The organism is Pseudarthrobacter sp. B907 (assembly GCF_040137805.1).
Classification (GTDB): Bacteria; Actinomycetota; Actinomycetes; order Actinomycetales; family Micrococcaceae; genus Arthrobacter.
Genome location: NZ_JBEEQE010000002.1, coordinates 306,065 through 317,850 on the forward strand (window position 1 = coordinate 306,065; position 11,786 = coordinate 317,850).

At 70.2% G+C, this 11,786-nt stretch carries 8 protein-coding genes; 6 read left to right on the forward strand and 2 right to left on the reverse strand.

Annotated elements, in window-relative coordinates; genetic code table 11:
• The first annotated feature begins 225 nt into the window (after window positions 1-225).
• The 4 genes from lpdA (at window position 226) to ABLI39_RS03015 (ending at window position 4,529) form a co-directional block, all read left to right on the forward strand.
• Window positions 226-1,611 carry a dihydrolipoyl dehydrogenase gene (gene lpdA / locus ABLI39_RS03000; RefSeq protein WP_349411885.1) on the forward strand — a complete coding sequence of 462 codons (1,386 nt, stop codon included), beginning with the start codon at window positions 226-228 and terminating at the stop codon, window positions 1,609-1,611.
• A gap of 121 nt (window positions 1,612-1,732) precedes the next feature.
• Window positions 1,733-3,454, forward strand: coding sequence for a 2-oxoglutarate dehydrogenase, E2 component, dihydrolipoamide succinyltransferase (gene sucB, locus ABLI39_RS03005; RefSeq protein WP_349411886.1), 1,722 nt, complete (start codon window positions 1,733-1,735; stop codon window positions 3,452-3,454).
• Between the two features lie 93 nt (window positions 3,455-3,547).
• Entirely contained in the window at window positions 3,548-3,898 is a 351-nt protein-coding gene (locus ABLI39_RS03010; protein ID WP_349411887.1) for a hypothetical protein, read from the forward strand.
• Window positions 3,899-4,100: 202 nt separating this feature from the next.
• Window positions 4,101-4,529, forward strand: a complete 429-nt coding sequence (locus ABLI39_RS03015) for an OsmC family protein (protein ID WP_349411888.1) — start codon at window positions 4,101-4,103, stop codon at window positions 4,527-4,529.
• 72 nt (window positions 4,530-4,601) lie between these two features.
• On the opposite strand, the gene ABLI39_RS03020 is transcribed toward ABLI39_RS03015, so the two are convergent.
• The gene (locus ABLI39_RS03020) at window positions 4,602-8,144 is read right to left on the reverse strand and encodes a S41 family peptidase (RefSeq protein WP_349411889.1); all 3,543 of its coding nucleotides are present in this window, start codon (window positions 8,142-8,144) and stop codon (window positions 4,602-4,604) included.
• Window positions 8,145-8,218: 74 nt separating this feature from the next.
• On the opposite strand from ABLI39_RS03020, the gene ABLI39_RS03025 reads away from it, so the two are divergent.
• Window positions 8,219-9,112, forward strand: coding sequence for a TIGR01777 family oxidoreductase (locus tag ABLI39_RS03025; protein WP_349411890.1), 894 nt, complete (start codon window positions 8,219-8,221; stop codon window positions 9,110-9,112).
• Here the strand turns inward: ABLI39_RS03025 and ABLI39_RS03030 are convergent.
• On the reverse strand, window positions 9,109-10,974 hold the full coding sequence (locus ABLI39_RS03030; protein WP_349411891.1) for a serine/threonine-protein kinase: 1,866 nt from the start codon (window positions 10,972-10,974) through the stop codon (window positions 9,109-9,111). The genes ABLI39_RS03025 and ABLI39_RS03030 overlap by 4 nt on opposite strands.
• 50 nt (window positions 10,975-11,024) lie before the next feature.
• On the opposite strand from ABLI39_RS03030, the gene lipB reads away from it, so the two are divergent.
• The gene (lipB, locus tag ABLI39_RS03035; RefSeq protein ID WP_349411892.1) at window positions 11,025-11,750 is read left to right on the forward strand and encodes a lipoyl(octanoyl) transferase LipB; all 726 of its coding nucleotides are present in this window, start codon (window positions 11,025-11,027) and stop codon (window positions 11,748-11,750) included.
• Window positions 11,751-11,786 lie beyond the last annotated feature (36 nt).

The following is an 11,786-nucleotide window of genomic DNA, read 5'->3' on the forward strand; positions in this document are numbered from 1 at the left end:
CCACAAGGCCGCGTGACACTGGACACAAGCGCTCCACAAACGCCACGGCAAGGTGGAGCATGTATTAGTGGTTCGCTAAGGTGAACCGTAGTTTCACAGCAATCAGCTTCACAGAAGTAATTCCAAACGAAAGGGAACCGGCCTGCTGGCATAATCACGGCAGAGAAGTTCCAAGACCAGATGATGCGTGTTCTCGTGTCATCGTTCACGCGAGGGAGCGTTTTAGTGGCCGATCAGGCAACTGCGCAAGAATTCGACATCCTGGTACTCGGTGGCGGCAGCGGCGGCTACGCAACTGCGCTCCGCGCCGTCCAGCTCGGCCTTACGGTCGGCCTCATCGAAAAGGGAAAGCTCGGCGGCACCTGCCTGCACAACGGCTGCATCCCCACCAAGGCCCTGCTGCACTCCGCCGAACTGGCCGACCACGCCCGTGATTCCGCCAAGTACGGCGTCAACGTGACACTGGACAGCATCGACATCAACGCCGTCAACGCGTACAAGGACGGCATCATTGCCGGCAAGTTCAAGGGCCTCCAGGGACTCATCAAGGGCAAAAAGGGCATCACCGTCATTGAGGGCGAGGGCAAGCTTCAGGGCACCGACACCGTCGTCGTGAACGGCACCGCGTACAAGGGCAAGAACATCGTCCTCGCGACCGGCTCCTACTCCCGCACCCTGCCCGGCCTCGAAATCGGCGGCAAGGTCATCACCTCCGACGAAGCCCTCACCATGGACTTCATCCCGAAGAGCGCCATCATCCTCGGCGGCGGCGTGATCGGCGTCGAGTTCGCCTCGGTCTGGAAGTCCTTCGGCGTCGACGTCACCATCATCGAAGGCCTGCCGTCCCTCGTCCCGAACGAGGACGCAACCATCGTCAAGAACTTTGAGCGCGCCTTCAAGAAGCGCGGCATCAAGTTCTCCACCGGCGTCTTCTTCCAGGGCGTCGAGCAGAACGACGACGGCGTCAAGGTCACCCTCGTCGACGGCAAGACGTTCGAGGCCGACCTCATGCTGGTCGCCGTCGGCCGCGGCCCGGTCACGGCCAACCTCGGCTACGAAGAAGCCGGGCTGACGATCGACCGCGGCTTTGTCATCACCAACGAGCGCCTGCACACCGGCGTCGGCAACATCTACGCCGTGGGCGACATCGTCCCGGGAGTCCAGCTCGCCCACCGCGGCTACCAGCAGGGCATCTTCGTAGCCGAGGAAATCGCCGGCCTCAAGCCCGTGGTGGTTGAGGACGTCAACATCCCCAAGGTCACCTACTCCGAGCCGGAGATCGCCACGGTCGGCTACACCGAGAAGGCCGCCAAGGCCAAGTTCGGCGACGACCAGATCGAAACCCAGGAATACAACCTCGCCGGCAACGGCAAGAGCTCCATCCTGGGCACCTCCGGCATCGTCAAGCTGGTCCGCCAGAAGGACGGCCCCGTCGTCGGCGTTCACATGATCGGCGCCCGCATGGGCGAGCAGATCGGCGAGGCCCAGCTGATCGTGAACTGGGAAGCCTACCCCGAGGACGTGGCCCAGCTGGTGCACGCCCACCCGACGCAGAACGAATCGCTCGGCGAAGCCCACCTCGCCCTGGCAGGGAAGCCCCTGCACGGCTAACAGCCCGCACCACCGCAAGACCACCGCGCTTAGTGCATCCGGCCGGAAAAGCCGGGTGCACTAAGCTCGAACCAGGCAGCAACCATCCGCACCAAAGATCAATAAGGAGAACGGGGACGACATGTCTGAATCCGTTAACTTGCCCGCCCTCGGTGAGAGCGTCACCGAAGGAACCGTCACCCGCTGGCTCAAGCAGGTCGGTGACCGGGTAGAGGTGGACGAGCCCCTGCTCGAAGTCTCCACCGACAAAGTAGACACCGAGATCCCCTCTCCGATCGCCGGCGTGATCGAGGAAATCCTCGTCGCCGAAGACGAGACCGCCGAGGTCGGCGCACCGCTGGTGCGCATCGGCGACGGCTCCGGTTCCGGTTCTGCCGAATCCGCTGCCCCGGCCGCCGAGGAAGCCCCCGCCGCAGAGGCTCCGGCCGAAGAAGCCCCCGCCGAGGCGCCCGCCGCACCTGCCGCCGAAGCCGCTCCGGCCGAAGCACCCGCCACCGAGGCCGCCCCGGCCGGCGAGGGCCACGAGGTGACCCTTCCCGCCCTGGGCGAGAGCGTCACCGAAGGCACCGTCACGCGCTGGCTGAAGAGCATCGGCGACACCGTCGAGGTGGACGAGCCGCTGCTGGAAGTTTCCACCGACAAGGTCGACACCGAGATTCCGTCCCCGGTTGCCGGCACCCTGCAGGAAATCCGCGTCGCCGAGGACGAGACGGCCGAGGTCGGTTCCGTCCTCGCCGTGATCGGCTCCGGCGCAGCTGCCCCGGCAGCCGCACCGGCCCCCGAGGCGCCCAAGCAGGAAGCCCCCAAGCAGGAGGCCCCCAAGCAGGAGGCCCCCAAGCAGGAAGCCCCGGCTCCGGCCGAGGCCCCGAAGCAGGAAGCCCCGAAGCAGGAAGCAGCCCCGGCCGCTCCCGCAGCCGCGGCCGAGTCCGGCTACGTCACTCCCCTGGTCCGCAAGCTCGCCAACCAGCAGGGTGTGGACATCTCCTCGCTGACCGGCACCGGCGTCGGCGGCCGCATCCGCAAGCAGGACGTGCTGGCCGCGGCCGAAGCCAAGGCAGCCCCGGCCGCTGCCTCCGCCCCGTCCGCCGCCCCGGCCGCGGCATCGGCTGAACTGTCTTCGCTGCGCGGCACCGTGCAGAAGGCCCCGCGCATCCGCCAGGTCATTGCCCGCCGCATGCGTGAGTCGCTGGACATCTCCACCCAGCTGACCCAGGTCCACGAGGTGGACATGACCAAGGTCGCCAAGCTGCGCGCCAAGGCCAAGAACTCCTTCCAGGCCCAGAACGGCTCCAAGCTGACCTTCCTGCCCTTCATCGCCAAGGCCGTCGCCGAGGCCCTGAAGCAGCACCCGAAGGTCAACGCCTCCTACGACGAGGACAAGCAGGAGATCACCTACCACAACGCCGAGCACCTGGCGATTGCGGTGGACACCGACAAGGGCCTGCTGGTTCCGGTCATCGCCGACGCCGGCAACCTGAACCTGGCCGGCCTCGCCGGTAAGATCGCCGACGTCGCCGACCGCACCCGCAACGGCAAGATCGGCCCGGACGAGCTCTCCGGCGGTACCTTCAGCATCACCAACATCGGTTCCGTGGGCGCCCTCTTCGACACCCCGATCATCAACCAGCCGCAGGTCGCCATCCTCGGCACCGGGGCGATCGTCAAGCGGGCCGTAGTGGTCTCCGACGAGAACGGCGACGACTCGATCGCGATCCGTTCGATGATGTACCTCTCGCTGACGTACGACCACCGCCTGGTGGACGGCGCCGACGCGGGACGCTTCCTGCAGACGCTGAAGGCACGCCTTGAGGAAGGCGCCTTCGAAGCCGACCTCGGCCTCTAGGCCGCAGCCACCGAAAGGTGAGTCAAGGGCACCTTCCCGTCCGGGAGGGTGCCCTTCGCAATTTGCGGACACTTTGTCGCTAAGCTAGGTCCCATGAACATCGTCTATAACATCATGGTCTTCCTGCACATCATCGGCGCCGCCATGATTGTCGGTATCTGGATTGCCCAGATGAAGAAGCCCACCGTGCACCCCCGCCAGTTCGACGGCGCCGCCCTGCAGATCATCACCGGCGTCGTGATGATGGGCCTCATCCCGGCCCTGAACATGGAGGCGAACTACTTCAAGCTGGGAATCAAGTTCTCGATCGCTCTCGCCGTCGTGGTCCTCGCGTTCATCGGCAGCCGCAAGTACAAAAAGGACGAACCCGTCAGCAAGGGCCTCGCCCACAGCGTCGGTGGCCTTGCCCTGCTGAACGTGGCCATCGCCTCCCTCTGGCAGTAAGCTCCGCCCACCACAACGACGGCGACGCACCCCGCGAGGGTGCGTCGCCGCCGTCGTTAAAAACGGGCCCGGCACGAATGTCGAGGCTATCCTCTGAGAGCGGACACCGGGTGCGGCGGCGGTCCCGACTCCTTAGGATGGGGAACGGCAGGATCCCGCCTACCTGGCAGGATCGCTGATTCAACGACGCTGAGGAGTGGACATGGCAACAACACGCACCGCACACACTGTATGGAACGGCGACCTGATGTCGGGGGCGGGCAACACCACCCTGGACAGCTCCGGGCTCGGCAACTTCGACGTGACCTGGAAGGCACGCGCCGAGGCTGCCGAGGGCAAGACCAGCCCGGAGGAACTGATCGCCGCCGCGCACTCCGCCTGTTTCTCGATGGCGTTCAGCCACGCCCTGGCCCAGGCCGGCCACGCCCCGGAGGAAGTCAACACCAAGGCCGACGTCACCTTTGAGCCCGGCACGGGAATCACCGGCAGCCACCTCACGCTCAACGCCCGGGTGCCCGGCATCTCCGAGGAGGACTTCCAGCGCATCGCCGGGGAAGCCAAGACCGGCTGCCCGGTCTCCGCGGCCCTGACCGGCATCGAGATCACCCTCGACGCCACCCTGGCCGCGTAGCACCGGCTCCCCCAGGGACGCCAAAGGCCTCCGCACCGGATCATCCGGGGCGGGGGCCTTCGTCGTTTTCTGCTAGTCTGCCTGCCGGCGGGCCGGCAACGGGGCCGGACGCACCGTGCGGTAGCCCTCGCGCAGCGGCGGCCGGTCGGTGGGCAGCTCCTGGATCATTTCCTTGAGCGCGCCGATGCCGTACTCGAGCTGCGGGTCCGCCCCGGCCGCGTAAGCGTGCGGCGGGAAGGCCACCTCGATGTCGGGGGCCACACCGTAGTTCTCGACGCCCCAGCCCACACCGCCGGTGAACCACGTCGCATAGCGCGGCTGGGTGACCCCGGTGCCGTCGGCGAGGGCGAAGCGGTTGTCGATGCCGACGACGCCGCCCCAGGTCCGGGTGCCGATGACCGGGCCGATGCCGCGGAGTTTCGACACCTGGGTGATGATGTCGCCGTCGGAGCCCGCGAATTCGTCGGTGAGGATGACGACCGGGCCGCGCGGGGCGTGGTGCGGGTAGGTGCGCGGGCGCTCCCCGCGCGGCATGCTCCAGCCGGTGACCTTGCGGCCGATCAGCTCGGCGACCAGCTGTGAGGTGTGCCCGCCGCGGTTGCGGCGGACGTCCACGATCAGGCCGTCGAGGGAGGTTTCGGTGTCCAGGTCGCGGTGCAGCTGCGCCCAGCCGTTGGCCAGCATGTCCGGGATGTGCAGGTACCCGAAGGTGCCCTGCGAGGCTTCGCGCACGGTGCGGCGGTTGGAGGCGACCCATTCCTGGTACCGCAGCCGTTCCTCGTCCTTGACCGGCACGACGGCGACGCGGCGCTGCTTGCCGGCCTGCCCGCCGTGCCCGGCGCCGTTGCGCAGGGTCAGCTCGACGGCGCGGCCCGCGGCGCCGGCCAGCTGCACGGCCGGGGCGAGGGCCGCGGAGAGTTCGACGCCGTCGATCGCCAGCAGCACGTCGCCGGTCTTGGCATCAACCCCGGGCCGGGTCAGCGGCGAGGTCGCGAGCGGGTCCGAGGACTCCCCGGCGAGGATGCGGGTGATTTCCCAGCCCTCGCCGGTGTACGCGAGGTCGGCGCCGAGGCGGCCCTGGCCGTTGCTGCCGTTTTCGGTCACCAGGGCCGGGCGGACGTAGGCGTGCGAGGTGCCCAGTTCGCCGTGGAGTTCCCAGAGCAGGTCCACCAGGTCGTCGTGCGAGCCGAGCCGGTCCACGATCGGCCGGTAGCGGGCGTGCACGGAATCCCAGTCCTGCCCGGCCATGTCCTCGGTCCAGAAGAAGTCGCGCTGCAGGCGCCAGGCCTCGTCGAAGGCCTGGCCCCAGACGCTGACCGGGTCCAGCCGGACCCGGATACGGTTCAGGTCGACTTTGACGAGCTGCCCGGAGTCCTCGTCGGCCTTGGCCGCGGCCGGTGAGACGCGGATCTGCTTGTCCTGGACGAGGACTACTTTTTCGCCGTCGCCGGTGAGCCGGTAACTGTCCAGGGCCTCGACGATCGTGGTGGTGCGGCGCTTGGCCAAGTCGAAGCGGACCAGGCTCGGCGCCGCGTTCTTGTCCTCCAGCGTGGCCCGGCCTTCCCCGGTCACGCCGGCCAGCTCGTGGTCGAGCCAGAGCAGTGCGCCGGCGGTGGCGGAGAGGTCGGAGTAGTTGCCCTGCGGGACCGGGACGTTGATCACGCGGTGCGCCAGCCCCTCGGCGTCGACCCTGACCGACACCGCGTCCTCGGTGCCGGCAGCCTCCGTGGCCCCGGCGGAGTCGGTGTCATCGTCGGGGAGGGCGACGCTCGGCCCGAACGGGGACGGGGTGTCGGCGGCCAGGGCCACGAGGTAGGGCTTGATCGGGCTCGGGAAGGACAGGTCGAAGGAGTGCCCGTCATAGACCGGGTCGAAGCTGCGGTTGGAGAGGAAGGCGAGGAACTTGCCATCCGGGGTGAATGCCGGCGACTCGTCCCGGAACCGGCCGTCGGTGACGTCGATGATCACGGGCCGGGCGGGAGGTTCCCCCGCGCCCGGCTCGCCCGTGCCTGTTCCGGCCGCGATTCCGGCAAGCCGGAGCCGGGTGCGGGAACCGAAGGAGGTGACCGGCTCGGCCCAGCCCAGCCACGCCGAGTCCGGCGACCAGCTGAAGCCGTCGATGCTGCCCTCGCCGATGCTGCTCAGCACGGTCAGGGCGCCGGTGCGAGTGTCCGCGAGGTAGACGTCGCCGAAGGAGGTGCCGACGGCGACCCAGCGGCCGTCCGGGCTGGCCTCCAGGGCGCTGGCGTGGCTCGGCTTCGGGAAGTCGATCCGGGTAAGCTGCCCGGCTGCGGCATGCGCTGCGCCGTCCCGGGACACGCCGGCCGGGGAAACGCCCTCCGGGGCCACGCCCTCGCTGTCATCGCCGGGCGCTGCGTCCGCCGCGACGACCGCGCCGGCGGCCGCGCCGGCGGCCGGCCGGGTCAGGGCGGCTGCGGAGACGGGCCGGGGCAGCGGAGTGCCGCCGCCGGCGTCGTGCCCGGCCTTGGCGGCAGCCGCCGGGGCGGTTGCCGGGCCGGCGTGCAGGGGGGCCGCGATGGCCTTCAGGTAGAGGGCTTCGGCTCCCCCGTGGTCCGCGACGTAGGCGATCCGGCCGTCGCCGAAGGGGCGGGGCAGGCGTGCGCGGACGCCGGCGGTGGCCTCCACAATGCGCGAGGGACCGTCCTTGTGCCGCAGCCAGTGCAGGGTGCCATGGGCTTCCACCGCGCTGGCGTCGCCGGTGTGGTCGGGGATGACATCGCCAAGGTGGCGGGAGGGCTTCAGCGCGGTGGAGCGCCGGGCCTGCGAGGCCGAGCCCAGGGTGATGTCGAGCTTGATCGCGTCCGCGTCGAGGCCGGCCAGGAGCCAGAGTTCACCGGCGGATTCGAAGACCACCCGCTCACCGTCCGTGGCTGCGTGCCGGACGTAGAAGTCCTCGTGGTCCGTGTGCCGGCGGAGGTCTGTACCGTTGGGCAGCACGGAGTAGAGGTTGCCGTAACCCTCGTGGTCGGAGAGGAAGGCGATCCGGCCGCGGACCCACATGGGGTCGGTGAGGTTGCCGTCGAGTTCGGGCACGAGCCGTTCGAACTCGCCGTTCCCGTCCGCGTCGATCCAGAGCTTGCCGGCGGTGCCGCCGCGGTAGCGCTTCCACCAGGCAGGTTCGCGGGAAAGCACACTGGCAAGGACCACGGGCCGCTCGTCCCCGAGGACGGTGCCGAACGCCACGGACTCGACCGGCCCGAACGGCAGTTCCTCGGCCCAGCCGCCGTCCACCGGCAGGCTGTAGGCGTGGGTCAGGCGGCTGTCCGCCTGCCGGAACGCACTGGTGACCACCACGTCGCCGTCGGGCGTAAACCCCTTGACCCGCGTGGAGCTGTGGCCAAAGTAGCTGAGCTGCCGGTATCCGCCGCCGTCGACGTCCGCGGTCACGACCTCCGGGGCGGTGCCCTGGACGACCGTCCACACCAGGCGCTGCCCGTCCGGGCTGAAGCGGGGGTTGCGGGCGGGCAGCTGCAGCGAGGAAACCCGCCAGGCGCGGCCGCCGTCGAGAGGCGCAATCCAGACGTCGTCCTCGGCCACGAAGGTGACCAGATCGCCGTGAAGATGCGGAAAACGGAGGTAGCTCGAATTGGTCATCGTTCGATCATAGTCAAAACGGACGCGGCCTCCGTGGAGGTTCCCCTGCCGTGCCGGGCATGGTGAGATGGATCATGCGAATCCTTGTTGCCGGCGCCTCCGGGCTGATCGGAACCGCCCTTTCCGGCACGCTGCGCGGCAGCGGGCACGACGTCGTCAGCCTGGTCCGGCGGCCGCCCGCCTCGGCCGCCGAGTTCCAGTGGGATCCCGCCGCGGGGCGGATCGACGACGTTGCCCTCAAGGGCGCCGACGCCGTCATCAACCTTTCCGGCGCCGGGATCGGCGACCGGCCCTGGACGCGGCGCCGGATCAACGAGCTGGGCACCTCGCGGCTTGACGCCACGCGGACCCTGACGGCGGCGATGGGCCGGATGGACACCCCGCCGCAGGTCTTCCTGAGCCAGTCCGCCTCCGGCTACTACGGAAACGCCGGGCCCGCGGTGCTGCGGGAGAACGCTCCGGCGGGGAACGGCATCCTGGCCAGGATCTGCGTCGACTGGGAGGCCGCCGCGCACCAGGCGCCGGCCGGGGTCCGGGTGGTCACCGCCCGCACCGGCGTCGTCCTGAGCCGCAGCGGAGGGGCGCAGGGCCGGTTGCTGCCGCTGCTGCGCTTGGGCGTGGGCGGACCCCTCGGCAACGGCCGCCAGTACTGGCCGTGGATTACGCTGCCGGATGTGGCGGGCGCCTTCGAATTCCTGCTTACCGCCCCGCTGGACGGGCCGGTCAACGTCTGCGCGCCGGAAAGCGCGGACGTGAACTCGTTGATCGCGCGGCTGGCCGGGGCGCTGCACCGGCCGGCCCTGCTGCGGGTGCCCGCGCCGGTCCTGCGCCTCGTGATGGGCCAGCTGGCCAACGAGCTGCTGCTGGCCAGCCAGCGGATGGAGCCCGCGGCCCTGGCCGGTGCCGGGTTCCAGTGGCAGCACCCCTCGCTGGCCGAGGCCGCCGCCTGGGTGGCGGGCCCCTCCTAGCCCGCGGCGCCGGGAAGGATCTCCTGGATCCGCCACCTGCCGTCCACCGGCACCAGGACCAGGCGGAGCCGGCGCTCCCCCGCGGCGGCCGCCTCGGCCACGACCGAGCCGTCGGCTTCCCGTTCGCGGTACGGCGGCGAGGCCACGCTGAGCGCCACCACCGCCCGGGCGGGGGTGCTTTCCGGCAGGCTCTCGACCAGCGAGAGCCGGGCCTCGAACCCCTCCAGCACGTGGCCCGATTCCGCCAGCCGGGAACCGAGTGCGGCGTCCGCGGCGGCGGCGGGCGACCCCGGTTCGTTGACGTGCTCCAGTAAGCCGAGGCTGCCCGAGGCGAGGGCATAGGACCGGAGGCCGGCGAGGCCCCGGACGGCGTCCTCCGGCCGTGGCGCCGCGAGCAAATTCCGCAGTTCCGCGGGAACGTCCGGGGTTACTGCGGCTGCGGTCGGGTTGGCTTGGCCGGCGGGGCCCGAACCTGGCCCTTGGCCTGGCACCGGGGCCGGTCCGGGTGCTGGACCGGCGAGCAGCGGTGCCACGACGATGCCGCCGGCCGTGACGAGGGCTGCCAGCACAAACGCGGCCGCGATCCGTCGGATGCCGGCCCCGGCGCCCAGGAAGCCCGTCCTCCGGAGACCCTGCACCCTGACACGGGATGCTGCGTGCCGTGCCCGGGCTGCCCCTCCGGTCGCGGCTTCGGTCCCCGCTCGCGGCGTCGATACGGCGAGTGCGGGGCGAACCCGCGAGTCAGCCTTTGGACGGCGCCCCCGACCACGCCCCAGGCCCTGCGCCCTGCCCTGCCGGGCCCGGAGCCAGGCCCGGAGCCAGGCCGTCCGGCGCGCCCTCGCTCTGACGGGCAGGGACCGCCGGGTCAGCAGCTGCGGCAGCACGGTCGGGTGCACCGACGCCGAGAGGTCCACGGGCGCTGCCGGGGCGCTGCGGAAGACGGCGGCTGCAAGTTCTGCCGCGGACGGCCGCTGCCGCCGGTCGGTGCGCAGTCCCGCCTCGAGGGCCTCGGCGAGGCCGGCCGGAACCCCCGGGACCAGCAGCGGCAGCGGCGGCCGCTGCGTCTCCGGCTCCGGCGCCCGGCCGGTGAGGCAGAACCAGCCGAGGGCCGCCACGGCGTAGACGTCCCCCTCCGGCTGCAGCCCGGCCCGGACGGCGTCAACCGGCGCGGGGTCGCGGAACCCGTCCGTGCCGGGGCGGGACGGTTCCCCCGGGTCCGCCAGCATCCGGGCTACTCCGAGGTCGGAGAGCAGCGGCTTGCCCCGGGCGGTGAACAGCACGTTGCCGNCGCGGAACCCGTCCGTGCCGGGGCGGGACGGTTCCCCCGGGTCCGCCAGCATCCGGGCTACTCCGAGGTCGGAGAGCAGCGGCTTGCCCCGGGCGGTGAACAGCACGTTGCCGGGTGAGACGTCGCCGTGGGTAAAGCCGTTCCCGTGCAGATAGGCCAGCGCCTGCGCGATCGGCGTCAGGATCGTGACGGCTTCCCCCGGCGTCAGGCTGCCGCGCGCGGCCAGCAGCGCTGCCAGTGATCCGCCGGGCGCGTAGTCCAGCACCAGGGCCAGACCCGCGGCGCCGCCGCTCCCGTGGCGCAGCCGCACCACGGCACGGGCTTTGACGAGGTGTTCGTGCTCGAGCACGGAAAGGATCCGGATCTCGCGCCGCACGGCTTCCTCGGCGTCGTCCGACGCCGTTGGCCCGGCGGAGGCAAAACACTTCAGCGCGACGTCACGGCGCGTCACATGTTCCGTGGCCAGCCAGACCGCGGCGGTTCCGCCGCGCCCCAGCAGCCGGCCGACGTCGTACCCGGGAACTTGCGGGGGGCGCCCGGAGCCGGGCCGGGAGGGAAGCGTGTCATCATCCATAGCTCAGGAATAGCGGATCCGCGCCGTCCTTGCAGAAGTTATCCACAGGCATGAGAGCTTCACCACAGAATCGGTCCGCGGAAGCGCCGAGGACTAAGCTGGATGCCATGACTCTTGAGTTCTCCCAGCTGGGTCTGGCTCCCGACTTCGTCGACTACACCCGCGGCTGGGACATCCAGCGCGAGCTCCACGAGAAAGTCGTCGCCGGAACCGCCCCCAGCACCGTTCTGCTGCTCGAACATTCCGCGGTCTACACCGCCGGCAAACGCACCGAAGACCACGAACGCCCCTTCGACGGGACACCCGTGGTGCCGGTGGACCGCGGCGGCAAGCTCACCTGGCACGGTCCGGGCCAGCTGGTGGGCTATCCCATCATCAAGCTGAAGAATCCGGCCGGCATCCGGGACTACGTCGAGCGCCTCGAAGCCGTCATCATCGCTGTCCTTGCCGACTACGGCATCGACGCCGTCCGGATCAAGGGCCGCGCCGGCGTCTGGATCGACCAGGACGAGAAGGGCCCGGCACGGAAGATCGCCGCCATCGGCATCCGCGTCCACGAAGGCGTGACCATGCACGGCTTCGCGATCAACTGCAACAACGACCTGGCGCCCTACGCCCAGATCATCGCCTGCGGCATCACCGACGCCGGCGTCACCACGATCACGCAGGAGACCGGCCGGGACGTCACCCCCGCAGACCTCGTGTCGCGGATCACCGAGGAACTGCGCAACAATGAAGAAGCCCTAGTTGCAACCCATGAAGGAGCCCTACTGTGACACTGGCACCAGAAGGCCGGAAGATGCTGCGCATTG